General features: G+C 59.6%; 21 protein-coding genes. 15 read left to right on the forward strand and 6 right to left on the reverse strand.

Annotated features, from left to right (window positions below; genetic code table 11):
- Nucleotides 1-91 precede the first annotated feature (91 nt).
- Both rlmM and tusA read left to right on the forward strand, forming a co-directional pair.
- Nucleotides 92-1,165: a 23S rRNA (cytidine(2498)-2'-O)-methyltransferase RlmM gene (gene rlmM, locus IB245_RS02115; protein ID WP_192226279.1), complete on the forward strand. Its 1,074-nt coding sequence runs from the start codon at nt 92-94 to the stop codon at nt 1,163-1,165.
- 166 nt (nt 1,166-1,331) lie between these two features.
- Nucleotides 1,332-1,583: a sulfurtransferase TusA gene (gene tusA, locus IB245_RS02120; RefSeq protein ID WP_008037724.1), complete on the forward strand. Its 252-nt coding sequence runs from the start codon at nt 1,332-1,334 to the stop codon at nt 1,581-1,583.
- Between the two features lie 45 nt (nt 1,584-1,628).
- Here tusA and IB245_RS02125 read toward each other — a convergent pair whose 3' ends face one another.
- Complete coding sequence (locus IB245_RS02125; RefSeq protein WP_008037723.1) at nt 1,629-3,038, reverse strand: MATE family efflux transporter; 1,410 nt, start codon at nt 3,036-3,038, stop codon at nt 1,629-1,631.
- 285 nt (nt 3,039-3,323) lie between these two features.
- Here IB245_RS02125 and pdxB point away from each other — a divergent pair, with 285 nt between their 5' ends.
- The gene (gene pdxB / locus IB245_RS02130; protein ID WP_192226281.1) at nt 3,324-4,466 is read left to right on the forward strand and encodes a 4-phosphoerythronate dehydrogenase PdxB; all 1,143 of its coding nucleotides are present in this window, start codon (nt 3,324-3,326) and stop codon (nt 4,464-4,466) included.
- A 175-nt stretch (nt 4,467-4,641) separates the two neighbouring features.
- Here the strand turns inward: pdxB and IB245_RS02135 are convergent, their stop codons facing one another.
- The gene (locus tag IB245_RS02135; protein ID WP_008037721.1) at nt 4,642-4,821 is read right to left on the reverse strand and encodes a PA1571 family protein; all 180 of its coding nucleotides are present in this window, start codon (nt 4,819-4,821) and stop codon (nt 4,642-4,644) included.
- Nucleotides 4,822-5,067: 246 nt separating this feature from the next.
- On the opposite strand from IB245_RS02135, the gene IB245_RS02140 reads away from it, so the two are divergent.
- Nucleotides 5,068-6,843, forward strand: coding sequence for an ABC transporter transmembrane domain-containing protein (locus IB245_RS02140; protein ID WP_412548034.1), 1,776 nt, complete (start codon nt 5,068-5,070; stop codon nt 6,841-6,843).
- Nucleotides 6,844-6,910: 67 nt separating this feature from the next.
- Nucleotides 6,911-7,945, forward strand: coding sequence for a Fic family protein (locus tag IB245_RS02145; RefSeq protein WP_192226283.1), 1,035 nt, complete (start codon nt 6,911-6,913; stop codon nt 7,943-7,945).
- 63 nt (nt 7,946-8,008) lie between these two features.
- Here the strand turns inward: IB245_RS02145 and IB245_RS02150 are convergent, their stop codons facing one another.
- Nucleotides 8,009-9,937: a transglycosylase SLT domain-containing protein gene (locus IB245_RS02150; RefSeq protein WP_192226285.1), complete on the reverse strand. Its 1,929-nt coding sequence runs from the start codon at nt 9,935-9,937 to the stop codon at nt 8,009-8,011.
- Nucleotides 9,938-10,150: 213 nt separating this feature from the next.
- Here IB245_RS02150 and IB245_RS02155 point away from each other — a divergent pair, with 213 nt between their 5' ends.
- Entirely contained in the window at nt 10,151-12,070 is a 1,920-nt protein-coding gene (locus IB245_RS02155) for an ATP-binding cassette domain-containing protein (protein ID WP_008028498.1), read from the forward strand.
- 166 nt (nt 12,071-12,236) lie between these two features.
- Here the strand turns inward: IB245_RS02155 and IB245_RS02160 are convergent, their stop codons facing one another.
- Nucleotides 12,237-12,677: a universal stress protein gene (locus IB245_RS02160; protein ID WP_008028495.1), complete on the reverse strand. Its 441-nt coding sequence runs from the start codon at nt 12,675-12,677 to the stop codon at nt 12,237-12,239.
- A gap of 104 nt (nt 12,678-12,781) precedes the next feature.
- Between IB245_RS02160 and IB245_RS02165 the strand changes: the two genes are divergently transcribed.
- The 7 genes from IB245_RS02165 (at nt 12,782) to IB245_RS02195 (ending at nt 21,308) form a co-directional block, all read left to right on the forward strand.
- Nucleotides 12,782-13,219 (forward strand): hypothetical protein, encoded by a 438-nt coding sequence (locus IB245_RS02165; RefSeq protein ID WP_008028493.1) that lies wholly within the window; start codon nt 12,782-12,784, stop codon nt 13,217-13,219.
- Nucleotides 13,220-13,821: 602 nt separating this feature from the next.
- The gene (gene fadB / locus IB245_RS02170) at nt 13,822-15,969 is read left to right on the forward strand and encodes a fatty acid oxidation complex subunit alpha FadB (protein WP_008037714.1); all 2,148 of its coding nucleotides are present in this window, start codon (nt 13,822-13,824) and stop codon (nt 15,967-15,969) included.
- A 32-nt stretch (nt 15,970-16,001) separates the two neighbouring features.
- Nucleotides 16,002-17,177 carry an acetyl-CoA C-acyltransferase FadA gene (gene fadA, locus IB245_RS02175; RefSeq protein WP_008028488.1) on the forward strand — a complete coding sequence of 392 codons (1,176 nt, stop codon included), beginning with the start codon at nt 16,002-16,004 and terminating at the stop codon, nt 17,175-17,177.
- A gap of 98 nt (nt 17,178-17,275) precedes the next feature.
- On the forward strand, nt 17,276-17,512 hold the full coding sequence (locus IB245_RS02180; RefSeq protein ID WP_008028485.1) for a DUF1653 domain-containing protein: 237 nt from the start codon (nt 17,276-17,278) through the stop codon (nt 17,510-17,512).
- A 114-nt stretch (nt 17,513-17,626) separates the two neighbouring features.
- On the forward strand, nt 17,627-20,254 hold the full coding sequence (topA, locus tag IB245_RS02185; protein ID WP_008037710.1) for a type I DNA topoisomerase: 2,628 nt from the start codon (nt 17,627-17,629) through the stop codon (nt 20,252-20,254).
- A gap of 141 nt (nt 20,255-20,395) precedes the next feature.
- The gene (locus tag IB245_RS02190; RefSeq protein WP_008028481.1) at nt 20,396-20,920 is read left to right on the forward strand and encodes a DUF6586 family protein; all 525 of its coding nucleotides are present in this window, start codon (nt 20,396-20,398) and stop codon (nt 20,918-20,920) included.
- 154 nt (nt 20,921-21,074) lie between these two features.
- On the forward strand, nt 21,075-21,308 hold the full coding sequence (locus tag IB245_RS02195) for a hypothetical protein (protein WP_008028479.1): 234 nt from the start codon (nt 21,075-21,077) through the stop codon (nt 21,306-21,308).
- 86 nt (nt 21,309-21,394) lie between these two features.
- Here IB245_RS02195 and sulA read toward each other — a convergent pair whose 3' ends face one another.
- Nucleotides 21,395-21,868, reverse strand: a complete 474-nt coding sequence (sulA, locus tag IB245_RS02200) for an SOS-induced cell division inhibitor SulA (protein ID WP_192226287.1) — start codon at nt 21,866-21,868, stop codon at nt 21,395-21,397.
- 10 nt (nt 21,869-21,878) lie between these two features.
- A complete protein-coding gene (gene lexA / locus IB245_RS02205) occupies nt 21,879-22,487 on the reverse strand; it encodes a transcriptional repressor LexA (RefSeq protein WP_007944149.1) in 609 nt (202 codons plus the stop codon).
- Nucleotides 22,488-22,716: 229 nt separating this feature from the next.
- Between lexA and IB245_RS02210 the strand changes: the two genes are divergently transcribed.
- Together IB245_RS02210 and nagZ are read left to right on the forward strand one after the other, a co-directional pair.
- On the forward strand, nt 22,717-23,424 hold the full coding sequence (locus tag IB245_RS02210; RefSeq protein ID WP_192226289.1) for a TetR/AcrR family transcriptional regulator: 708 nt from the start codon (nt 22,717-22,719) through the stop codon (nt 23,422-23,424).
- A 158-nt stretch (nt 23,425-23,582) separates the two neighbouring features.
- Nucleotides 23,583-24,593, forward strand: a complete 1,011-nt coding sequence (gene nagZ / locus IB245_RS02215) for a beta-N-acetylhexosaminidase (protein WP_008028471.1) — start codon at nt 23,583-23,585, stop codon at nt 24,591-24,593.
- Nucleotides 24,594-24,600: the final 7 nt, after the last annotated feature.

Genomic DNA, 24,600 nt, shown 5'->3' on the forward strand with positions numbered 1-24,600 from the left:
CATGCGCCGGTTTTCGTGACAGGCTTTGCTTCAACGCAAGTCTGGGCATCGCGCAGTGGCTGAATTCTTCGCCAACTGCCCAGGAGTAAGAATGAACACCCTCTTTATGCATTGCCGGCCGGGCTTCGAAGGCGAAGTCTGTTCCGAGATTTCCGAACACGCCGCACGGCTGAACGTGGCCGGTTATGCCAAGGCAAAAACCGCCAGCGCCTGCGCCGAATTCATCTGCACCGAAGAAGACGGCGCCGAGCGCCTGATGCGCGGTCAGCGTTTCGCCGAGCTGATCTTCCCGCGCCAATGGGCGCGGGGGATTTTCATCGACCTGCCGGAAACCGACCGTATCAGCGTGATTCTTGCGCACATGGCCGACTTCCCGCTGTGCGGCAGCCTGTGGCTGGAAATGGTCGACACCAACGACGGCAAAGAGTTGTCGAACTTCTGCAAGAAATTCGAAGTGCACCTGCGCAAGGCGCTGATGGCGGCCGGCAAACTGGTGGAAGATGCGAACAAGCCGCGTTTGCTGCTGACGTTCAAGAGTGGTCGCGAAGTGTTCATGGGCCTGGCCGAGTCGAACAACTCGGCCATGTGGCCGATGGGCATTCCACGCCTGAAGTTTCCGCGCGAGGCGCCGAGCCGTTCGACGTTGAAGTTGGAAGAGGCGTGGCACCATTTCATCCCGCGCGATCAGTGGGACGAGCGTCTGCACAGCGACATGACCGGCGTCGACCTCGGTGCGGCGCCGGGTGGCTGGACCTGGCAACTGGTCAATCGTGGCATGCTGGTGACCGCCATCGACAACGGCCCGATGGCTGAAAGCCTGATGGACACTGGTCTGGTGCAGCATTTGATGGCCGACGGTTTCACCTTCAAGCCACGGCAGCCGGTGGACTGGATGGTCTGCGACATCGTCGAGAAACCGGCACGCAACGCGGCGATGCTGGAAGAGTGGATTGGCGAAGGGCATTGCCGCGAAGCGGTGGTCAACCTCAAGCTGCCGATGAAGCAGCGTTACGCTGAAGTGAAACGCTTGCTGGAGCGCATTGCCGACGGTTTCAAGGAGCGCGGGATTCGCGTCGAGATCGGCTGCAAGCAGCTGTATCACGACCGCGAAGAAGTGACGTGCCACCTGCGCCGCCTGGACGTGAAGAAACCCAAGTCCCGTTGAATCACGCCGCAACCCCTGTAGGAGCGAGGCTTGCCCGCGAAGGGGATTTTGAAGACGCTAAAAGCTTCGCGGGCAAGCCTTGCTCCTACAGGGGCGGGGCGATAGACGACAGATGACCGAACACCCGGCAATGCGCGACAATGCCGGCCAGTTTCAGGAGTGAATCATGAGTGAAATGCTTGATACGCCGGTAGACGGCACCCTCGACGCCACCGGCCTCAACTGCCCGGAACCGGTGATGATGCTGCACCAGCACATCCGTGACCTGGCGCCCGGCGGCCTGCTCAAGGTGATCGCCACCGACCCGTCGACCCGTCGCGACATTCCCAAGTTCTGCGTGTTCCTCGACCACGAGCTGATCGCGCAGCATGAAGAGGCCGGCACTTACCTGTACTGGATTCGCAAGAAATCGGATTAATCGATTCGAAAAAAAGGCCTGCATTTGCAGGCCTTTTTTGTGCGGTCAACCCATCGAATGGCTCATGCGGATCCGCTTGCGTGCACTGCGCGTCAGGCGAATCGACAGCATCAGGGCGGCGCAGCTCAGGCCGACGATCAAACCCTGCCACAGCCCGCTCGGGCCACGGGGTTCGCCGAACCAGTCGGTCAGGCCGAGGGCGTAACCCACCGGCAAACCGATGCCCCAATAGGCGAACAGGGTGAGGATCATCGTCACCCGAGTGTCCTGAAAACCGCGCAGGGCGCCGGCCGCTGTCACCTGGATGGCGTCGGAAAACTGGAACAGCGCCGAGTACACAATCAGCATCGCCGCGATATGGATCACCGTCGGGTCTGCGGTGTAGATCGCAGCGATGTGCTCGCGCATCAGCAACATCATGCTCGCCGACAGGCAGGCGTAGGCCAGCGCGGTGCCCATGCCGACACCCGCCGCAAAACGCGCTTCGCGCGGCTCTTCACGTCCCAGTGCCTGACCGACGCGTACGGTCACGGCCATGCCCAGGGAGTAAGGGATCATGAACACCAGCGAGCTGACATTCAGGGCAATCTGATGCCCGGCCACCACCGTGGCGCCGAGGCTGCCGATCAGCAGGGCAATCACCGCGAAGATGCTCGATTCGGCAAACACCGCGATGCCGATCGGCAAGCCGATGCTCAGCAGGCGTTTGATCACCGCCCATTGTGGCCAGTCGAAACGGCTGAACAATTGGCTCGACTGATACGCCGGCGCCCAGCGTTCCCAGCCGGCCATGCCCAGCGCCATCACCCACATCACAATCGCCGTGGCCCAGCCACAACCGACGCCGCCCATGGCGGGTACACCGAAGTGGCCATAAATGAAGACATAGTTCAGCGGAATGTTCAGCGCGAGCCCGCACAAACCCAGGACCATCGCCGGGCGCGTGCGTCCCAGGCCGTCACTGAAACAGCGCAACACATGGTAGAGCGCGACGGCGGGCAGCCCGCTGGCGATGCCGTGCAGGTATTGCATGCACGGGCCGATCAGCTCGGGATCGACCTTCATCAGGTGCAAAATCGGTTCGGCGCTGAACAGCATGCCGGTCGCCATCACGCCCACCACCAGCGCCAGCCACAACGCCTGGCGCACGATCGGGCCGATCTCGCTGTGGGTGCCGGCACCAAAGCGCTGGGCGACTTTTGGCGTGGTGGCCAGCAGCGTACCGGTCATCAACAGAAACACAGGGACCCAGATCGAGTTGCCCAACGCCACCGCCGCCAGATCCCGTGGCCCGACGCGACCGGCCATGACCGCATCGACGAAGCCCATCGCCGTGGTGGCCAGTTGCGCGATCATGATCGGCAACGCCAGGCCGAGCAGGTTCTTCAGCTCGAGGCGAACCCGGGCGGGGCGATTGAGGGAAATGGCGGCGGGGCGGTCAGTCACGGAATTCAAGGGCAAAACGTCCAAAAGGTTTTGATGCGCGAGGCGGCGCATTCTACGCGTTGACGCAACGGTCAGGAAAAGTCCTGTGTTACCCATTTGTAAGCGTGACCGAAGGTGCAGGTAAACCTGTGGGAGCGGGCTTGCTCGCGAAAGCGGTGTGTCAGGCAATGCTGTACTGATTGACACACCGCTTTCGCGAGCAAGCCCGCTCCCACACAGTGATTTGTGAACAAAGCTCGCTGGCTCATTGTGACTATCTGCGCCTACACTGCCGATCCGCCAAAGGAGCCTGCCATGCTGATTGTTGCCGACGAAAATATTCCGCTGCTCGATGCCTTCTTCGAAGGTTTCGGCGAAATCCGCCGGGTGCCGGGACGTTCAATCGACCGCGCCACCGTCGAGCAGGCCGATGTGCTACTGGTGCGCTCGGTGACCAACGTCAATCGCGGGTTGCTCGAAGGCAGCAAGGTGCGCTTCGTCGGTACCTGCACCATCGGCACCGATCACCTCGACCTCGATTACTTTCAGCAGGCCGGCATCACCTGGTCCAGCGCTCCCGGCTGCAATGCCCGTGGCGTGGTCGACTACGTGCTGGGCAGTTTGCTGACCCTCGCCGAAATCGAAGGCACCGATCTCACCCGGCGCACGTATGGGGTGGTCGGTGCCGGCGAAGTGGGCGGGCGGTTGGTCAAGGTTCTGCAAGGGCTGGGCTGGAACGTGCTGGTCTGCGATCCGCCACGGCAAGCCACTGAAGGAGGCGATTTCGTCAGCCTTGAGCAGATCATCGAGCAGTGCGATGTCATCAGCCTGCACACACCGCTGAAAAAACACGGGGCCGGTTCGACTTGGCATTTGTTCGACCAAAACCGTTTGAACCAGCTCAAGCCCGGTGCCTGGCTGATCAATGCCAGCCGTGGCCCGGTGGTGGACAACGCCGCCCTGTGCGAGGTGCTGCTGCAACGCGAAGACCTGCAAGCGGTGCTGGATGTCTGGGAGGGCGAGCCTGAGGTCGATGTGGCACTGGCCGAGCTCTGCGTGCTGGCCACGCCGCACATTGCCGGTTACAGCCTCGACGGCAAGCAACGCGGGACGGCGCAGATCTACCAGGCGTACTGCGATTTTCTCGAGCAACCGGCGCAGGTCCGCTTGAGCGATTTGCTGCCGGCACCGTGGTTGTCGCAGGTGACCTTGAACGCTGAGAGCGATCCTGCCTGGGCGCTGGCGATGTTGTGCCGTGGCGTGTACGACCCGCGCCGCGACGACGCGGATTTCCGCCGCAGTCTTGTGGGCAGTGTGAGTGAGCAGCGCGCGGCGTTTGATGCGCTGCGCAAGAATTATCCATCGCGGCGCGAGATTGACGGGTTGCAGGTGCGGATTGAGGGGGATTCGCCTGAGTTGCTGAAGATTGTGGCGGCTTTGGGGGCATCGGCTGTCTGAAAACCGACTTGGCCCATTCGCGGGCAAGCCTCGCTCCTACAGGATCGGCGCCATTTTCGACATTACGCGGACCCTGTAGGAGCGAGGCTTGCCCGCGAATGGTCACACCACAATTCCGGATCAATACCCACAAAAAACCCGGCCATCAGGGCCGGGTCAAGAAGACGGGGCTATATCAATCTTGTTTGGCAGGCTTGACCAATCGCTTTTCCAGTTCGCGGCAAGCGTCCTGGATCATGCCCTCAGTGATCGGTACTTCGCGGCCTTTTTCGTCAATGATTGAGCAACCCAGAGACTGATCTGGCTGTGTGCGGATCACTTGAATCTTGTCATCGCTGCTATTTTGCAAGGACATGGCCTGTCTCCTCTTCAGGTGTGTGCTTACTGTAGAACCGTCAGGTGACCGGGCTATGACAACTCCCTGCGATCTTTCCAGAGCGGCAACACCAGTCCACCAGAAATACCCAGACGTTGCCACCCGGACTTTAGACCAATAGCGTCTAGGAACTGGTCATCGCGGTCATAATTAACCTGACTCATTGTGATTTACAGCGTTCAACCCCATTGAGCCGTCATGCTGGCCCTATCAATGCGTAACTGGATGAACCCGATGCTCTCTGCCCGTCACCGCCGCGCGATTCGCCTGACCAGCCTTTTTCTCGCGCCCTATCGTTGGCAGGCCTTCGGCGCCTTGCTCGCACTGGTCGTCACGGCCGGCATTACCTTGTCCATGGGGCAGGGGATTCGCCTGCTTGTGGACCAGGGGTTCATGACCCAGTCCCCGCACCTGCTCAACCAGACGATTGGTTTGTTCATGTTGCTGGTGATAGGCCTGGCGATTGGCACCTTCGCGCGTTTCTACCTGGTGTCGTGGATCGGTGAGCGTGTGGTCGCCGACATCCGCCGTCAGGTGTTCAATCATCTGGTTTATCTGCATCCCGGGTTTTATGAAGACAACCGCAGCTCCGAAATCCAGTCGCGGTTGACCGCCGATACCACGCTGCTGCAATCGGTGATCGGTTCATCGCTGTCCCTGTTCCTGCGCAATCTGCTGATGGTGATCGGCGGGATTGTGTTGCTGTTTATCACCAATCCGAAACTCACCAGCATCGTCGTTGTGGCTTTGCCGCTGGTGATTGCTCCGATCCTGATTTTCGGTCGCCGGGTGCGCAGCCTGTCGCGCCTGAGTCAGGACCGGATTGCCGATATCGGCAGTTATGTTTCCGAAACCCTGGGCCAGATCAAAACCGTGCAGGCCTACAACCACCAGACCCAGGACGAACAGCGTTTTGCCGTGACCGTGGAAGAGGCGTTCAACACGGCACGCAAACGGATTTTTCAGCGGGCCTGGCTGATCACCCTGGTGATCGTGCTGGTGTTGGGGGCGGTCGGAGTGATGCTCTGGGTGGGCGGCATGGACGTGATGGCCGGGCGGATTTCAGCGGGGGAACTGGCGGCGTTCGTCTTCTACAGCCTGATTGTCGGCAGTGCATTTGGCACGTTGAGTGAAGTCATTGGTGAGTTGCAGCGCGCCGCCGGGGCCGCCGAGCGGATTGCCGAATTGCTGCGCTCGGAAAACATCATCCAGCCACCGGCGGCCGGCCTGGTGACGTTGCCCGAGCGGGTGACGGGCAATCTCGTTCTGCAGGACGTGCGTTTTTCCTACCCGTCGCGCCCGGAAAGCTACGCCGTCGATGGCTTGAATCTGACCATCAAGGCGGGCGAAACCCTCGCGCTGGTCGGGCCGTCCGGTGCTGGCAAATCGACGGTGTACGACCTGCTGCTACGTTTTTACGATCCCGCCGAAGGGCGCATCCTGCTCGACGGCGTGCCACTGACCCAACTCGATCCATTGGACTTGCGCCGTTGCTTCGCGCTGGTTTCACAAAGCCCGGCGCTGTTCTTCGGCAGCATTGAAGAGAACATCCGCTACGGTAACCCGACAGCGACGCTGGAACAGGTTCAGGAAGCGGCGAAAATCGCCTACGCCCATGACTTTATCGAGGCCATGCCCCACGGTTATCAGACTCATTTGGGTGATGCAGGCCTCGGTTTGTCCGGCGGCCAGCGCCAACGCCTGGCCATCGCCCGAGCACTGCTGGTGGACGCACCCATCCTGCTGCTCGACGAAGCCACCAGCGCCCTCGACGCCCAAAGCGAACACCTGATCCAGCAAGCCCTGCCCAGCCTGATGAAAAACCGCACCACCCTGGTCATCGCTCATCGTCTGGCCACGGTTAAAAACGCCGACCGGATTGCGGTAATGGATCAGGGGAAACTGGTGGCGGTGGGCACGCACCAAGAGCTGATTGCGAGCAATGCGCTGTATGCGCGGTTGGCGGCGTTGCAGTTCAACGACGGGCATGAAGCGGCATGAATGAACGCTGCTGAATACTGCCGGGTTCGGGCATTATGTCGAGCTCAGTGCGAGCATGGATGAGGATATGAGCCGTTATCAACCACCGTTGACCCTGACCACTAAGATGCTCACGTTGATTGCCGAAATCAGTGAGCGGATCGGTCAGCTTTCGGCTGTGGATGATCGACGGCAGGCGCCTCAACTGCGGCGGGGTAATCGGATTCGCACGATTCAGGCTTCATTGGCGATCGAGAACAATACCCTGAGCATCGAGCAGGTGACTGCTGTTCTGGCAGGGCAGCGAGTGCTGGGATTGCCTCGGGAAATCCAGGAGGTGCGTAATGCCTTCACGGCTTACGAAGCCATGCCGGATTGGCAGCCGAGTAGTCGTGTTGATCTGCTTCGGGCGCATGAGTTACTGATGGGCGGCTTGATTGACGACTGTGGGCAGTTTCGCCGAGCCGGTGTGGGCATTTACCGTGGCGAGAAATTGGTTCATATGGCACCGCCACCGAGCCGCATTACGCATTTGATGGATGATTTGCTGGCGTGGCTCGGCGATTCTGATTGGCATCCGTTGATTATCAGTTGTGTCTTCCACTATGAATTCGAGTTCATCCATCCCTTCGCCGACGGCAATGGACGTATGGGTCGTCTTTGGCAGACATTGATTCTCAGTCGGTGGCGCCCGGTGTTGGCTTATCTGCCGGTCGAAGCGGTGATTCGAGAGCAGCAGGATGCTTATTACGCGGCGTTATCGGCAGCCGACCAAATGGCCGAATCGACGCCTTTTGTCGAGTTCATGCTGCAAGCGTTGAGCATTGCGCTTGATGAGGCGGTTAGAACCGAGCCGGTAACCGACCAAGTAGCCGACCAAGTAACCGACCAAGTAGCGAAACTGCTTCGTGCTCTTTGCGGAAGCGCTCCTGTGAAGGTTAACGATCTGATGGCCGAGCTCGGATTGGCTCACAAGGCGACATTTCGGGCCAACTACCTCAAGCCTGCATTGGTAGAAGGCTTGATTGAGATGACTGATCCTGATTCCCCCCGTAGCCCGGTGCAACGCTACCGCTTGACCGCGCAGGGCGAGCTTGTTGCTGCACGGTGCAGATCCAGGTAGATGCGCCATAAAAAATGCCCGCATTTCTCAATGCGGGCATTTTCGTTTTCGCCTCAGACAGGCTTATTGATCATCAAAATACCGCTCATGCCAATCCACCAACGGCTGTGGCGAGTTGAGCTTCTGGCCGTAGATCACCGAGTACGACAGCACGTTTTGCACGTACTGGCGGGTTTCATCGAACGGGATGCTTTCCACCCAGACGTCGAAGCTCAGGTGATCCGCACCGCGCAGCCACTGACGCACGCGCCCCGGGCCGGCGTTGTAGGCGGCGGAGGCGAGGACGCGGTTGCCGTTGAACTGGCTGTGCACCTGGCTGAGGTACGCGGCGCCGAGCTGGATGTTCTTGTCCGGATCGAACACCTGCTGTGGCGAGGCCAATGGGATGCTGAACTTGCGTGCGGTTTCCTTGGCGGTGCCCGGCATCAGTTGCATCAGGCCGCTGGCGCCTACGCCTGAGCGGGCGTCGGCCATGAACGCGCTTTCCTGGCGGGTAATGGCGAATACCCAGCTCGAATGCAGGCCGCGAACCTTGGCTTCACGCACGAGGGTTTCGCGGTGGGCCATCGGGAAGCGGATGTCCAGATCGTCCCAATACTGCGCCTGACTGATGGTGCGGATCGCCGGGAAATACCATTTCAGGTCGTAGGCCAGTTTGGCCTGGGCGACCATTTCGTCACGGTTGAAGTGGCGGCTGACGTGATACCACTCGCGACGCCCATCGACGATCTGCCCGCGCGCATGGAATTCCAGGGCGCGACGCACGCCCGGCGTGTTGCGAACCTTGTTGATCAGCGCCTGGCTCAATACCAGCGGCTTGTTGTTCAGCGAGTAAGGCAACTGCGAACGGTCGGCAGCGAGGAAACCGTAGAAGTCACGTTCGCGAGCGAGGCCTTTGTACAGCGTCTGCGCCTCCGGATTTTGCGGTTGCGCCAGTTCCAGGCTGCGGGCCTGCCAGTAACGCCAGCGGTTGGTGGTCGCCAGGTCCTGGGGCAAACGGCGGGTCAACTGATAGGCATCGTCCCAGCGGGCCAGGCGCAGCAGCAGGCGCAAGCGCCACTCGGACACGGTGTTGTCACGCAATTCCGGGTCGTACTTGGTCATCACGTCCAGCGCGCGACTGTCGAAACGGCGAGCGAGGGTCAGGCCGATTTCCCGGGCGATCGCGACTTTTTCGTCACGGGAGAAATGCATGCTGCTGGCGTAACCGTCGAGCAACGCCATGGCCTTGTCCGGGTCTTGCTTGGCCAGGCGGCGCAGGCCGAGGCTGACAATGTCGGACATCGGTTCGTCGGCCGGTGTGAAGCGCGACGGCTGGTTGAGCAGTTCGGGTTTCTGCGCCACGTCCACCAGCAAACGGCCGCGAGGGGCGAGGGTGGTCAGGCCGTTGACCAGGCTGTTGGCCAGCGGATAGTTGCGCGCTTGGGCGGCAAGCTTGGTACGTTCCCAGCGTTTCTGTTCGGTCAGTTGGCCTTCGGCAGCCCAGACTCCGAACAAGCCGTCGCACGCCGCAGGCAGGGATTTGCCGGTCAGCCAGAGCTTGTTGGCGTTGGCGTAGCCTTCGGATTTCAGGTTGTGCCCGATCTGGTACTGCGCGTTCAGGCAGTCCAGCTCGGTGAAATTCAGCTTGGGATCGTAGTACTTGACGAAAGTCGCCCATTCGCCGCGATCGGCCAGCCAGCGCAACCAGCGCAATTTCATCCAGTTGGCTTGCGGCAAGTCACCGTGTTCGGCGAGGAATTTTTCGATCTCGGCGTTGCTCGCCGTTTTCAGGCGTGCGGTCAGTTCGTCATAGGCCAGGTACGGCTCCAACGGGTAGTCGCTGAGCGCCTTGCTATAACGGAAGTACGGGCCGGTATCACCCTTGGCCAGGGCGCGCTTGGCTTCATCGTAATACTGGCGTTGGGTGGACAGGTCCACCGCCTGGGCAGTTTGAACGGCAGCGGCAGAGAGAAGAAAGCAGGATAAAAAACTGAAAAGGCGACTGCGCATGAGACGTCCGGGCAGAGAAATCATGACAAGTGCGAGGCATGCCCGCACTGAATAATCTGTAGCTTAGCCTTTTGCCAGCAACCGGCGAAAGCTTTGCGGGCCTGTCAGCATCAGTTCGCAACATTTGTCATGCAGAGTGCCCCGAAGGTGAAATTGCCGGCCTTCTGAAGCCTCAAGTCAGGTAGAATGCGCGCCCGGTTTTTGGAGAAGCTCATGACCCTGCTCAAATTCAGCGATGTGTCCCTTGCTTTCGGCGCTATGCCGTTGTTGGACAAGGTGTCCTGGCAGATCGCCCGTGGTGAGCGGGTGTGCATCATCGGCCGCAACGGCACTGGCAAGTCCAGCATGATGAAGCTCGTCAAGGGCGACCAGAAGCCTGACGACGGCTCCGTGTGGCGCGCACCCGGCCTCAAGATTGGCGAATTGCCGCAAGAATTGCCGGTAGCCGACGAGCGGACCGTGTTCGACGTAGTGGCTGAAGGCCTGGACGGTGTCGGTGCGCTGCTTGCCGAGTATCACCACCTGAGCCAGAACATCGTCACCGACGCCGACCTGGACAAGCTGATGCACGTCCAGCACGACCTTGAAGCCCGCGACGGCTGGCGTTTGCAAACCCTGGTCGACAGCACCCTCAGCCGCCTGCAACTGCCGGCCGACAAGACCCTCGCCGAATTGTCCGGCGGCTGGCGTCGTCGCGTCCTGCTGGCGCAGGCGCTGGTGTCCGAGCCCGATCTGCTGCTGCTCGACGAACCAACCAACCACCTGGACATCGGTGCGATTGCCTGGCTCGAAGAAGCGCTGAAGGATTTCCAGGGCGCCGTGCTGTTCATCACGCACGACCGTTCCTTCCTGCAAAACCTCGCGACCCGCATTCTTGAACTGGATCGCGGCGGCCTGATCGACTGGAATGGCGACTACGCCAGTTTCCTCGTGCACAAAGAAGCCGAACTGGCCGCCGAGGCCACCGCCAACGCGTTGTTCGACAAGAAACTGGCCCAGGAAGAAGTCTGGATCCGCCAGGGCATCAAGGCCCGTCGCACCCGTAATGAAGGCCGCGTCCGCGCCCTGAAAGCATTGCGCGTTGAACGTAGCGAGCGTCGTGAACGCACCGGCAAGGCCAACATTCAGCTGGATACCGCTGACAAGTCCGGCAAGCAGGTGATGGTCCTCGAGAACGTGAGTTTCGCGCATCCGGGCGGCCCGTTCCTGATCAAGGATTTCTCGATGGTCCTGACGCGCGGCGACCGTATCGGCCTGCTCGGCGCCAACGGTACCGGCAAGACCACGCTGCTGAAGCTGATGCTCAGCGGTCTGCAACCGACCAGCGGTAAAGTGGAAGAGGGCACGCGCATCGACGTGGCGTACTTCGACCAGTTGCGCCATCAGCTGGACCTGGAAAAGACCGTGATCGACAACGTGGCCGAAGGTCGCGACTTCATCGACATCGATGGTCAGAGCCGTCACGTGCTGAGTTATCTCGGCGACTTCCTGTTCAGCCCGCAGCGTGCCCGCACGCCGGTCAAGGCGCTGTCAGGTGGTGAGCGTGCGCGTCTGTTGCTGGCGAAACTGTTCAGCAAACCGGCCAACCTGCTGGTCCTCGACGAACCGACCAACGACCTCGACGTGGAAACTCTCGAACTGCTGGAAGAGGTCCTGCTGACCTTCAATGGCACCGTGCTGATGGTCAGTCACGACCGGGCATTCCTCGACAACGTGGTCACCAGCACGCTGGTCTTCGAAGGTGAAGGCAAGGTTCGCGAATACGTCGGTGGTTATCAGGACTGGCTGCGTCAGGGCGGTTCGCCGCGCCTGCTGGGCGTGACCGAGAGCAAGTCCGGCAAGGCTGACCTGACGTCGGCGGTCGTGACGGCTGAGCCTGCACCGGTTGCGGCGGCGGTCGAAGCGCCGGTGGCCAAGAAGAAACTCAGCTACAAGTTGCAGCGTGAGCTGGAAATGTTGCCGAGCCAGATCGAAGCCATGGAGCAGCAGATCGCCGTCGTTGAGGCCCAGATGGCCGATGCTGGCTTCTATCAGCGTCCTGCTGCCGAGACGGCCGCGGTGATCGCTCAGTTGGAGCAGTTGCAGGCTGAGCTCGACGTGATGGTCGAGCGTTGGGCCGAGCTGGATGCCTGATTGATCCTGCAATAAAAAAGCCCGGCGCTCAGTGATGAACGCCGGGCTTTTCATATGCGATCCCTTGTAGGAGCCGGCTTGCTGGCGATCGCGGTTTGTCAGCTGGCATTGATGTCGACTGATGCGCCGTGATCGCCAGCAAGCCGGCTCCTACAAGGATCGGTTATCAGCTTTTGTTTTGCAGGCGCACGGCAAGTACGTCGCAAGGTGCGCCGTGCAGTACGTCATTGGCGGTGGAGCCCAGCAGCAATGCCAGGCCATGCCGGCCATGGCTGCCCACCACGATCAGGTCGCAGGTCTGCTCTTTGGCCAGGTGATGAATCTCCTGGCGTGGCTGGCCGTAGGTCAGGTGGCTGTACTCTTTGGAGAGTTCCGGGTACTTCACGATCAACCGGTCAAGACGTTCCTTGGCCTGATCGAACTGTTGCTGCTGCAACTGGGAAAGGTCCATCGGCACGTCGCCGCCAAAGGCCATGGCCATCGGTTCGACAATGTGCACCAGGGACAGTTTCGCGCCGTTGCTCACCGACAGTTCGCGAGCTCGGTGGATGACAGGGTCGCACTCTTCGGTCAGGTCTACAGCGACCAGAATGTGGTTGTAGGGCATGAGGTGCTCCTCCTGAGGATTGCAATATTGGTAAGTATGGCTGGTTTCAAGCGCAGTGTTTTCAAAGTGACTCAAAGCGCTCATCAAGAATCGGGAGTACAGATATGACGGTCTGGATAGTGGTGTCAATCCTGTTGGTGGTTCTCAGTCCGCTGGCGTGGTTGCGTCCGTCCCGTGGGCAGAGCGGGCGCATGGCCCTGCGCATGGAGGCGCGGCGTATCGGGCTGGCCATGCAGCTGGCGCCTCAGGAGTGGCCGCACTGGCTGAGCCAGGAACCGCCGAGCCCTTGCGCGCAGTACCATCGACCGCGTCGCGGCAATCAGCCTGCGTGCTGGAGTTACTGGCAAAAGTCGCCGGGCGTTTGGGTGAATCAGTGGCAGGAGGTCTGCGAGGATCCGGCGTTGTTGATTCATTTCGAAAAGTTGCCGGCCAACGTCTACAAGGTCGAAGCGGACAAGCAGATGATCACGTTGTACTGGGGCGAGAAGGGCGAAGCGACAGTTTTGCAACAAATCGATGCAACCCTCAAAGCCCTCGCCTGACTCTCGATCCCCTGTAGGAGCGAGCGGTGTGGCGATCCGACTTGCCCGCGAAGGCGTCCAACCTGACACACCGCTTTCGCGGGCAAGCCTCGCTCCTACGATTGTCCAGGCAATAAAAAGCCCGACATTCAACATCGGGCTGGAGTTGGCCAGGCAGGCCGGTAATTCGCTGTGCGCTGATCTTACGCCGGGCATTCGCCGACGCGTTCATATTTTTTCCTCAACCTCCCGCCCAGCGTAGCCCGTTAAACAAAGGCTGCCGTGAATTAGGGCGACTTTTCTAACTATTGATTCTATGAATGGCCTCACATGCAGCCGGGTGTTGCAGGTCTTCGTGTTACGGAAATGACCGGAAAGTCGCGTTTCAACCCGTGTTTTGGGCGATTGACAATTGTCGGAAATTCCGTGAAGGTGACGTACCCAAATCAAACGGGCGTATGAATTGAGCGTTTGTATTTCAGATCGCTCCTACAGAATCCCGACTATCGCGTTGGCGGGTGTGCCGGGTGGATTGGCGTAGCATCGACGATAAACGTCACTGCCAAGCCATTCGCCTGCTTCCGACGTGTACTGTTCAGCTTCCATATCGTGGAGATCAGTTGATGATTTACGAAGGTAAAGCCATCACGGTTAAGGCTCTTGAAAGTGGCATCGTCGAATTGAAATTCGACCTCAAGGGTGAGTCCGTCAACAAGTTCAACCGTCTAACCCTGAACGAGCTGCGTCAGGCCGTAGACACCATCAAGGCAGATGCTTCGATCAAGGGTGTGATCGTCAGCAGCGGCAAGGACGTGTTCATCGTCGGCGCCGACATCACCGAATTTGTCGAGAACTTCAAGCTGCCGGATGCAGAGCTTGTCGCTGGCAACCTCGAAGCCAACAAGATTTTCAGCGATTTCGAAGACCTCAACGTCCCGACTGTCGCCGCGATCAACGGCATCGCCCTGGGTGGCGGTCTGGAAATGTGCCTGGCGGCGGACTACCGCGTCATGTCCGTCACGGCCAAGATCGGTCTGCCGGAAGTCAAACTGGGCATCTACCCAGGTTTTGGCGGCACTGTACGCCTGCCGCGCCTGATCGGTGCCGACAACGCCATCGAGTGGATTGCCGCCGGTAAGGAAAACCGTGCTGAAGACGCGCTGAAAGTCGGCGCAGTCGATGCAGTGGTTGAGCCAGGGAAACTGCAGGAAGCCGCTCTGGAACTGATCAAACGCGCCATCTCCGGCGAGTTCGACTACAAGGCCAAGCGTCAGCCGAAGCTGGAAAAGCTGAAGCTGAACGCCATCGAACAAATGATGGCTTTCGAAACCGCCAAAGGTTTCGTGGCAGGCCAGGCTGGCCCGAACTACCCGGCACCGGTCGAAGCGATCAAGACCATCCAGAAAGCCGCGAACTTCGGTCGCGACAAAGCGCTGGAAGTCGAAGCCGCCGGTTTCGTCAAACTGGCCAAGACCTCTGCCGCGCAGAGCTTGATCGGTCTGTTCCTGAACGACCAGGAACTGAAGAAAAAGGCCAAGGCCTACGACGAAATCGCCAAAGACGTGAAGCAGGCTGCCGTATTGGGCGCCGGCATCATGGGTGGCGGTATCGCTTATCAGTCGGCCTCCAAAGGCACGCCGATCCTGATGAAAGACATCAACGAACACGGCATCGAGCAAGGCCTGGCTGAAGCCGCCAAGCTGCTGGTCGGTCGCGTTGATAAAGGTCGCATGACCGCGGCGAAAATGGCCGAAGTGCTCAACGGCATTCGCCCGACCCTGTCCTACGGCGACTTCGGTCACGTTGACCTGGTGGTTGAAGCGGTCGTCGAGAACCCTAAGGTCAAGCAGGCTGTGCTGGCTGAAGTGGAAGACAAGGTCAAAGAGGACACCATCCTCGCGTCCAACACCTCGACCATTTCCATCACCTTGCTGGCCAAAGCCCTCAAGCGTCCGGAAAACTTCGTCGGCATGCACTTCTTCAACCCGGTGCACATGATGCCGCTGGTTGAAGTGATTCGTGGCGAGAAGTCCAGCGAGCTGGCCGTTGCCACTACCGTTGCCTACGCCAAGAAAATGGGCAAGAACCCGATCGTCGTCAACGACTGCCCGGGCTTCCTGGTCAACCGCGTCCTGTTCCCGTACTTCGGCGGCTTCGCCAAACTGGTCAGCGCCGGTGTGGACTTCGTCCGTATCGACAAGGTCATGGAAAAATTCGGCTGGCCGATGGGCCCGGCGTACCTGATGGACGTGGTCGGCATCGACACCGGCCACCACGGTCGCGACGTTATGGCTGAAGGCTTCCCGGACCGCATGAAAGACGACCGCCGTTCGGCTGTCGACGTGCTCTACGAAGCCAAGCGCCTGGGCCAGAAGAATGGCAAGGGCTTCTACGCCTACGAGACCGACAAGAAGGGCAAGCAGAAGAAAGTCGCCGACCCGTCGGTACTGGAAGTGCTCAAGCCAATCGTCTTTGAACAGCGCGAAGTGACTGACGAAGACATCATCAACTGGATGATGATCCCGCTGTGCCTGGAAACCGTGCGTTGCCTGGAAGACGGCATCGTCGAAACCGCTGCCGAAGCCGACATGGGTCTGGTCTACGGTATTGGTTTCCCTCCATTCCGTGGCGGTGCGCTGCGCTACATCGATTCGATCGGTGTTGCCGAGTTCGTTGCCCTGGCTGACCAGTACGCTGATTTGGGCGCGCTGTACCACCCGACCGCAAAACTGCGTGAAATGGCCAAAACCGGCCAACGGTTCTTCGGTTAAGCGTCCCAACTTTTGAGCGAGAGTGAAATTTTATGAGCTTGAATCCAAGAGACGTCGTGATTGTCGACTTCGGTCGTACTCCGATGGGCCGCTCCAAGGGCGGCATGCACCGCAACACCCGTGCTGAAGATATGTCGGCACACCTGATCAGCAAATTGCTGGAACGCAACGTCAAGGTCGACCCGAACGAAGTCGAAGACGTGATCTGGGGCTGTGTGAACCAGACCCTGGAGCAGGGCTGGAACATCGCTCGCATGGCGTCGCTGATGACTCAGATCCCGCACACCGCTGCCGGCCAGACCGTCAGCCGCCTGTGCGGCTCGTCGATGAGCGCTCTGCACACTGCTGCGCAAGCGATCATGACCGGCAACGGTGACGTATTCGTCGTCGGCGGCGTCGAGCATATGGGCCACGTGAGCATGATGCACGGTGTCGATCCGAACCCGCACATGTCGCTGTACGCGGCGAAAGCCTCGGGCATGATGGGCCTGACCGCTGAAATGCTGGGCAAAATGCACGGCATCACTCGCGAACAGCAGGACGCTTTCGGCGTGCGCTCCCACCAGCTCGCCCACAAGGCGACTGTGGAAGGCAAGTTCAAAGACGAAATCATCCCGATGCAGGGCTACGACGAGAACGGTTTCCTGAAACTGTTCGACTACGACGAAACCATTCGTCCGGAAACTACCCTGGAAAGCCTGGCTGCGTTGAAGCCAGCGTTTAACCCGAAGGGTGGCACCGTGACAGCCGGTACTTCGTCGCAAATCACCGATGGTGCTTCGTGCATGATCGTGATGTCGGCGCAGCGTGCACAGGATCTGGGTATCCAGCCTCTGGCGGTGATTCGTTCGATGGCAGTGGCAGGTGTGGATCCGGCAATCATGGGCTATGGTCCAGTACCGGCAACACAGAAAGCACTGAAGCGCGCGGGCCTTGGCATCAACGATATCGACTTCTTCGAGCTCAACGAAGCTTTCGCCGCACAGGCCCTGCCAGTGCTGAAAGATCTGAAAGTGCTCGACAAGATGAACGAGAAGGTTAACCTGCACGGCGGCGCGATCGCCCTGGGTCACCCGTTCGGTTGCTCCGGTGCGCGTATCTCCGGCACTTTGCTGAACGTGATGAAGCAAAATGGCGGCACCTTCGGGGTAGCCACCATGTGCATTGGTCTCGGCCAAGGCATCTCCACCGTCTTCGAACGCGTTTAAGCGTTCCGTTGACGGAAGCCGGGGCCAAGTGCCCCGGTTTTTGTTTTTCCGGATTTATTTTGTTTTTATTTTGAAAAAATTTGAGTGAGGGCCAAACCATGCCGATACAACCTGGGCTCTACCAACATTACAAAGGTCCGCAGTACCGCGTATTCAGTATTGCGCGGCATTCGGAAACGGAAGAAGAAGTGGTCTTCTACCAAGCCCTGTATGGCGATTACGGCTTTTGGGTGCGCCCCTTGAGCATGTTCCTGGAGTCGGTCGAGGTTGACGGTGAACAGGTGCCACGCTTTGCTTTGGTGCAAGCCGAACCGAGCCTTTTTACCAAGCCATAAGCTGAGAGCGCGCAGAACCCTGCGCTTGACCTCACCTTGTAGCCACTATATATAGCGGTGCCGCGTCAGGCGCCAACCGCCTTTCACTTCTAGAATTCAGGAATTTTCTGATCCATGGGCAAATCGCTGGTCATTGTGGAATCCCCGGCTAAGGCCAAGACCATCAACAAGTATCTGGGTAACCAATACGTGGTGAAGTCGAGTATCGGCCATATCCGAGACCTGCCCACCAGCGGTTCGGCTAGCGCCAGCAAAGAGCCAGCCGCCAAGCGTGGCAAGGCCGCTGCGGGTGAAGGTCCGGTGCTCTCGCCTAAAGAGAAAGCGCGCAAGCAGCTGGTCTCGCGCATGGGTGTCGATCCCGATCATGGCTGGAAAGCCAAGTACGAGATCCTCCCGGGCAAGGAAAAGGTTATCGAAGAGCTGCGCCGGCTCGCCAAGGATGCTGACACCATCTATCTCGCAACCGACTTGGATCGCGAGGGGGAAGCCATTGCCTGGCACCTGCGCGAAGCCATCGGTGGTGACGACAGCCGCTACAAGCGCGTGGTGTTCAACGAAATCACCAAGAAAGCGATTCAGGAAGCCTTCTCCAAACCAGGCGAGCTGGACATCGATCGTGTCAACGCCCAGCAGGCGCGTCGTTTCCTCGACCGCGTGGTGGGTTACATGGTTTCGCCGCTACTGTGGGCCAAGATCGCCCGTGGCCTGTCCGCCGGTCGCGTGCAATCGGTTGCCGTAAAGCTGGTGGTGGAGCGTGAGCGTGAAATCCGCGCGTTCATCCCGGAAGAGTACTGGGAAGTCCACGCTGACCTCGGCACCGCCAAGGGCGCTACCGTGCGTTTCGACGTCGCTCGCGAGAAGGGCGAAGCGTTCAAGCCGCTGAACGAAGCCCAGGCCATGGCTGCGCTGGAGAAGCTCAAGGCTTCCAGCTACAGCATCGTCAAGCGCGAAGACAAACCGACCAGCAGCAAGCCGTCGGCACCGTTCATCACGTCCACCCTGCAGCAGGCTGCGAGCAACCGCCTGGGCTTCGGCGTGAAGAAAACCATGATGATGGCCCAGCGCTTGTACGAAGCCGGCTACATCACTTATATGCGTACCGACTCCACCAACCTCTCGGCCGATGCCGTGACGATGGCGCGTACGTATATTGAAGGCGAATTCGGCAAGAAGTACCTGCCGGAAACCCCGAACGTCTACAGCAGCAAGGAAGGCGCACAAGAGGCTCACGAAGCGATTCGTCCGTCTGACGCCAACACCGAGCCAAGCAAGCTGTCGGGCATGGAGCGTGATGCAGAGCGGCTTTACGAGCTGATCTGGCGCCAGTTCCTCGCCTGCCAGATGCTGCCGGCGCAATACCTGTCGACCACGGTCACTGTCGGTGCCGGCGATTTCGAGCTGCGCGCCAAGGGCCGTATCCTGAAGTTCGACGGTTACACCCGCGTCATGCCGCAAATTGCCAAGCCTGGCGATGACGACGTACTGCCGGACATGGCCCAGGGCGACGCGATGAAGCTGATCAAGCTTGATCCGACCCAGCACTTCACCAAGCCGCCGGCGCGTTACTCGGAAGCGAGCCTGGTGAAAGAAATGGAAAAACGCGGTATCGGTCGTCCTTCGACCTACGCGGCGATCATTTCGACCATCCAGGACCGCGGCTATGTAGCGCTGCACAACCGTCGTTTCTACTCGGAAAAGATGGGTGACATCGTCACCGAGCGCCTGTCCGAGAGCTTCTCCAATCTCATGGACTACGGCTTCACCGCCGGTATGGAAGAGAATCTCGATGATGTGGCCCAGGGCGAGCGAGACTGGAAAAACGTGCTGGACGAGTTCTACGGCGACTTCAAGAAGAAGCTCGAAGTGGCCGAAAGCCCGGAAAGCGGCATGCGTGCCAACCAGCCGGTGATGACCGACATTCCGTGCCTGACCTGTGGCCGTCCGATGCAGATCCGTACCGCATCGACCGGCGTGTTCCTCGGTTGCTCGGGTTACAGCCTGCCGCCGAAAGAGCGCTGCAAGGCCACCGTCAACCTGGTGCCGGGTGATGAAATCGCCGCGGACGACGAGGGTGAATCGGAATCGCTGGTGCTGCGTGGCAAGCATCGTTGCCCGATCTGCAGCACGGCGATGGACGCTTACCTGCTCGACGAGAAGCGCAAGCTGCACATCTGCGGCAACAACCCGGATTGCGACGGCTACGAAATCGAAGAGGGCACCTATCGCATCAAGGGCTACGAAGGTCCGAGCCTGGAATGCGACAAGTGTGGCAGCGAGATGCAGCTCAAGACTGGCCGTTTCGGCAAGTTCTTCGGTTGCACCAACGCAACGTGCAAGAACACCCGCAAACTGCTGAAAAGCGGCGATGCTGCACCGCCGAAGATGGATCCGGTGAAGATGCCTGAGCTGAAATGCGAAAAGGTCAACGACACCTACATCCTGCGCGACGGGGCTTCCGGCCTGTTCCTGGCCGCCAGCCAGTTCCCGAAAAACCGCGAGACCCGTGCGCCGCTGGTCATGGAAATCATCCCGCACAAGGATGAGATCGATCCGAAGTACCACTTCCTCTGTGAAGCGCCGAAAAAGGACCCGGACGGTCTCCCTGCCGTAATCCGTTACAGCCGCAAGACCAAAGAGCAGTACGTGCAGACGGAAGTCGACGGTAAACCGACTGGCTGGAAAGCGTATTACGACGGCGGCAAGTGGACGGTTGAAGACAAGCGCCCGGCAGCCAAAGCTTAAACGGCGCTGTACATAAAAGGCCGCATGACAACCCTCGGGTTTTCATGCGGCCTTTTTGTTTGGGGCTTGCGGTGTGCTTGGGTGATCCACGACACTGTCTGACCTGCGTGAAGCAATTATTTCGTTGTGGAGGCTGCCGTCATGGCCCACGAACTCTATACCCGTACCAATCAGAAGATTTATTTCGCCGGCCTGTCGCTGGAAGCGCTTGCCAAGGCAGAAGAGGGGCGGGCGATGAACTCCCTGGCGCTGATTCAGGCCGGGCGCGAATCGGCGTTGTTTCACTTGTACGGTGCGTTGCTGGGGCTGTGCCATGAAATTGCCGGTTTCTATCGCTTGCCTCAGGCGAATGCGCCTCGGGCGGAGATGTTGCTGACTCGGGAAGTGCTGGAAGCCATTGCCATTCCCGAAATGGCCGAGATGGTCGAGTTGGCGCAAAACCCGGAAACCTGGCTGGCCAAGCTGCTGTCGGCTCATGCTGCGTTGTTCCAGCCGCCGCGTGCACCGCACAAACCCAAGGGCGACGTGACGCAGCCGCTGATCCTGGCCGTTAATCTGGATGAAGAAGATTCGCCGGAAGAGCTGAGTCGGGAGGAGTTGGAGAGCTGGCGTCAGAATCTGAAAGGCCTGGCGATTCGTTTTCGCGAAGGGTTGAACGAGTGCTGAAGGATTGAGTGTTTAACGGAGGGTCCGACGGGCTGTCCGTTTCAGGGATGAGTGCTGTGAGAAATGTCTCTTCGTAATGGCATCTGGTCAAGATCCTGAGCGAAGCCTGTCCGATGCCTATATAATCGCCGCCTTTCGTGGAGAACAGACCTTTATGCCAACGTCCTTTCTAGAAATTGTCGAGTTACCAGACGGCCGAATCGAGCTGCGCAGGGCTGAGGACGAGGGTTCTCTGGTTACTTTGGATTTCTCTGAGGATGCCAAAGCGTTCCTGCAGGGCCAACACGTGGAAGTCGCCAAGGCGATGTTGAGCGTCGGCGTTCAGATGGCTGGCCGCTTGGTTGAAGGTGATTTCAATACGGATGAGAGCTCACGGGTCCTTCATTGATCCCGTTCGTCGCTTTTTCCTGATACCGCTACAGACCGGCTTCTCTATCCTTGGAGAAGCCCCGCGCAGTTCAATGCGTGCTTCGTTTAACCCAGTCGAATGTTCAGGCTTTGTGCGTCCCCGGTCCGGGCGGCGCTGATCAACTGTTGCCGTGAAGTGGTGCTCAGTGGATTGAGCCAGCTGACGACCGTGTGGCTGCGACCCAGGCGCAACGCTTCGCAGGTCAGCTGTTGTGCACTCTGGGTGCCACGCGGTTGCAGCAACAGAATGCGTTCACGATTCAGGCCGGCGTCTCGAAGCCAGGTTTGTGTCAGGCTGGCCGGCGGGGCGATCAATGTCAGCCAGCGCGCGTCCTGATCCTCGCTCAGTTCCCTGAGGATCGGTGCCAGAAGGTTCAGGCAGTTCCCGGCCGCACCACGCAATGACAGCTCACTGAAAACTTCAGGTTCGGCGCTCCAGGGCGACTCGACCACATCCTTCAGAATCGGTGCCATCGGCTGCACCATGAACGCCTCGAACAACGGCAGTTGGGCTTGCTGTGATGTGTGTGGGAACTGCATAAAGCCTCCTTTAGCGGCGAATGACGCCGACACTCAAGCCTTCGATCACCAGTTCCTGATCTTTCAGGTTCACTTCGATAGGGGCGAATTCAGGGTTTTCTGCAATCAACCAGACTTTGCTGCCATCACGCTTGAAGCGTTTGACCGTTACTTCGTCGCCGATCCGCGCCACCACGATCTGGCCGTTGCGGGCCTCACGGGTGGTATGGACAGCCAGCAGGTCGCCGTCGAAAATGCCCACGTCCTTCATGCTCATGCCATGAACGCGCAGTAAATAGTCAGCGCGAGGATGGAAAAAGGCAGGGTTGATGTTGCAGGATTCTTCGATGTGCTGCTGGGCAAGGATCGGTGCACCGGCAGCCACTCGGCCAATGATGGGCAGGGTGGATTCGTCGGCCTTGGCTTCGAAACCAGGGATGCGGATGCCGCGGGATGCGCCCGGCGTCATCTCGATCGCACCCTTGCGAGCCAGCGCCTTGAGGTGTTCTTCCGCTGCGTTGGGCGACTTGAAACCCAGTTCCTGAGCGATTTCCGCGCGGGTCGGCGGGTAGCCGTTGTCTTCCAGGCAGCGTTTGATGAAGGCCAGAATCTCGGCTTGGCGTGGCGTCAGCTTTAGCATATTGATCGCTCTGTCTTTTTATACAGTGACTGGGATTATATACAGTGAAAGCGACTTGGCAATGCCCCTTTTTTTACCGGCCGCCAGACGGTCGATCAGCCGGCTGATTAAAGCGTCGTCGTTGTATGGTTAAATAGCTGACCGGCCATTCCCAAAACGAACCGCCAGACTTGACAAGGCCTGGACTGAAACGTATGTTTCAAACAAGTGTTTGTCAGGCGGAGTAGCCATGGCCCAGTCGGAAACCGTTGAACGCATTCTTGATGCTGCCGAGCAGTTGTTCGCGGAAAAAGGTTTCGCAGAAACCTCGTTGCGTCTGATCACCAGCAAGGCCGGTGTCAATCTGGCGGCGGTGAACTATCACTTCGGGTCGAAGAAGGCGCTGATTCAAGCCGTCTTCTCGCGTTTTCTCGGGCCGTTCTGTTTAAGCCTTGATAAAGAGCTGGAGCGGCGTCAGGCCAAGCCCGAGAACAAGCCGACACTTGAAGAACTGCTCGAAATCCTCGTCGAGCAAGCCCTGGTGGTACAGCCACGCAGCGGCAACGATCTCTCTATTTTCATGCGTTTGCTGGGGCTGGCGTTCAGTCAGAGCCAGGGTCACCTGCGTCGTTATCTGGAAGACATGTACGGCAAGGTATTCCGTCGCTACATGATGCTGGTCAACGAAGCCGCGCCACGCATTCCACCGATCGAGCTGTTCTGGCGCGTGCACTTCATGCTGGGTGCGGCAGCGTTCAGCATGTCCGGTATCAAGGCCTTGCGTGCGATTGCCGAGACCGATTTCGGCGTCAACACTTCCATTGAGCAAGTGATGCGCCTGATGGTGCCGTTCCTGGCTGCTGGCATGCGCGCCGAATCCGGCGTGACCGACTCGGCCATGGCCACTGCGCAATTGCGTCCGCGCAGCAAATCGACACAGGTTGCCGCCAAGGTTTAACCGCGCACGGGTGGGCGCGGCAGCTGACATCCGCTAAGCTAGCCGCCCATGCCGACTCTCGTTCTGAACCCGCTCCCCATAGATATCGCCGACCTGCCGGGTAAAGTCCGCAGCGGCGAACGCGTGCGAGCCGGGTTTATCGTTATCAAGGAATCTCTATGACTGCTGGCCTGCAAGGCTCGTTGATGGTGGACGTCGCCGGTACCTGGCTGACGGCTGAAGATCGCCAATTGTTACGCCAACCGGAAGTGGGCGGCCTGATCATTTTTGCCCGCAACATCGAACACCCGCGTCAGGTGCGCGAACTGAGCGCCGCCATCCGCGCCGTTCGACCTGATCTGCTGCTGGCAGTGGATCAGGAGGGCGGGCGGGTGCAGCGCCTGCGCCAGGGCTTCGTGCGACTGCCGGCCATGCGCGCCATTGCCGACAACCCGAATGCCGAATACCTGGCCGAGCAATGCGGCTGGATCATGGCGACTGAAGTGTTGGCCGTCGGCCTAGACCTGAGTTTTGCCCCGGTGCTGGATCTGGATTACCAGCGCAGCGCCGTGGTCGGTACCCGTTCGTTCGAAGGTGACCCGGAACGCGCCGCGCTGCTGGCAGGTGCATTTATCCGTGGCATGAACAGCGCCGGCATGGCCGCCACCGGTAAACACTTCCCCGGCCACGGCTGGGCGGAGGCCGATTCCCACGTCGCGATCCCGAATGACGAGCGCAGCCTCGACGAGATCCGCGCCAACGACCTGGTGCCGTTTGCCAAATTGAGCAAGCAACTGGCCGCCGTCATGCCGGCCCATGTCATTTATCCACAAGTCGATTCCCAGCCGGCCGGCTTCTCCCGCCGCTGGTTGCAGGACATCCTGCGCGGCGAGTTGCAGTTCGACGGCGTGATCTTCAGCGATGACCTGTCGATGGCCGGCGCTCACGTGGTCGGCGATGCTGCCAGCCGTATTGAAGCCGCGCTCAGCGCTGGTTGCGACATGGGCCTGGTGTGCAACGACCGCGCCGCTGCGGAGCTCGCGCTGAGTGCCGCCCAGCGTCTGAAGGTCAAGCCGTCCGAGCGCATTGCGCGGATGCGCGGCCAGTCGTATGCCAGCACTGAATACCGTCAAGACCCGCGCTGGCTGACGGCCATTGGTGCGCTCAAAGACGCTCAACTGATTGAATAAGGACTTT

The sequence above is a fragment of the Pseudomonas sp. PDM02 genome (assembly GCF_014852285.1).
Taxonomy (GTDB): domain Bacteria; phylum Pseudomonadota; class Gammaproteobacteria; order Pseudomonadales; family Pseudomonadaceae; genus Aquipseudomonas; species Aquipseudomonas migulae.

Excerpts from the sequence above, each read along its gene's own strand:
- rlmM (WP_192226279.1), top strand. The coding sequence starts at position 92 with ATGAACACCCTCTTTATGCATTGCCGGCCGGGCTTCGAAGGCGAAGTC.
- tusA (WP_008037724.1), top strand. The coding sequence starts at position 1,332 with ATGAGTGAAATGCTTGATACGCCGGTAGACGGCACCCTCGACGCCACC.
- pdxB (WP_192226281.1), top strand. The coding sequence starts at position 3,324 with ATGCTGATTGTTGCCGACGAAAATATTCCGCTGCTCGATGCCTTCTTC.
- IB245_RS02135 (WP_008037721.1), bottom strand. The coding sequence starts at position 4,821 with ATGTCCTTGCAAAATAGCAGCGATGACAAGATTCAAGTGATCCGCACA.
- IB245_RS02140 (WP_412548034.1), top strand. The coding sequence starts at position 5,068 with ATGAACCCGATGCTCTCTGCCCGTCACCGCCGCGCGATTCGCCTGACC.
- IB245_RS02145 (WP_192226283.1), top strand. The coding sequence starts at position 6,911 with ATGAGCCGTTATCAACCACCGTTGACCCTGACCACTAAGATGCTCACG.
- IB245_RS02150 (WP_192226285.1), bottom strand. The coding sequence starts at position 9,937 with ATGCGCAGTCGCCTTTTCAGTTTTTTATCCTGCTTTCTTCTCTCTGCC.
- IB245_RS02155 (WP_008028498.1), top strand. The coding sequence starts at position 10,151 with ATGACCCTGCTCAAATTCAGCGATGTGTCCCTTGCTTTCGGCGCTATG.
- IB245_RS02160 (WP_008028495.1), bottom strand. The coding sequence starts at position 12,677 with ATGCCCTACAACCACATTCTGGTCGCTGTAGACCTGACCGAAGAGTGC.
- IB245_RS02165 (WP_008028493.1), top strand. The coding sequence starts at position 12,782 with ATGACGGTCTGGATAGTGGTGTCAATCCTGTTGGTGGTTCTCAGTCCG.
- fadB (WP_008037714.1), top strand. The coding sequence starts at position 13,822 with ATGATTTACGAAGGTAAAGCCATCACGGTTAAGGCTCTTGAAAGTGGC.
- fadA (WP_008028488.1), top strand. The coding sequence starts at position 16,002 with ATGAGCTTGAATCCAAGAGACGTCGTGATTGTCGACTTCGGTCGTACT.
- IB245_RS02180 (WP_008028485.1), top strand. The coding sequence starts at position 17,276 with ATGCCGATACAACCTGGGCTCTACCAACATTACAAAGGTCCGCAGTAC.
- topA (WP_008037710.1), top strand. The coding sequence starts at position 17,627 with ATGGGCAAATCGCTGGTCATTGTGGAATCCCCGGCTAAGGCCAAGACC.
- IB245_RS02190 (WP_008028481.1), top strand. The coding sequence starts at position 20,396 with ATGGCCCACGAACTCTATACCCGTACCAATCAGAAGATTTATTTCGCC.
- IB245_RS02195 (WP_008028479.1), top strand. The coding sequence starts at position 21,075 with ATGCCAACGTCCTTTCTAGAAATTGTCGAGTTACCAGACGGCCGAATC.
- sulA (WP_192226287.1), bottom strand. The coding sequence starts at position 21,868 with ATGCAGTTCCCACACACATCACAGCAAGCCCAACTGCCGTTGTTCGAG.
- lexA (WP_007944149.1), bottom strand. The coding sequence starts at position 22,487 with ATGCTAAAGCTGACGCCACGCCAAGCCGAGATTCTGGCCTTCATCAAA.
- IB245_RS02210 (WP_192226289.1), top strand. The coding sequence starts at position 22,717 with ATGGCCCAGTCGGAAACCGTTGAACGCATTCTTGATGCTGCCGAGCAG.
- nagZ (WP_008028471.1), top strand. The coding sequence starts at position 23,583 with ATGACTGCTGGCCTGCAAGGCTCGTTGATGGTGGACGTCGCCGGTACC.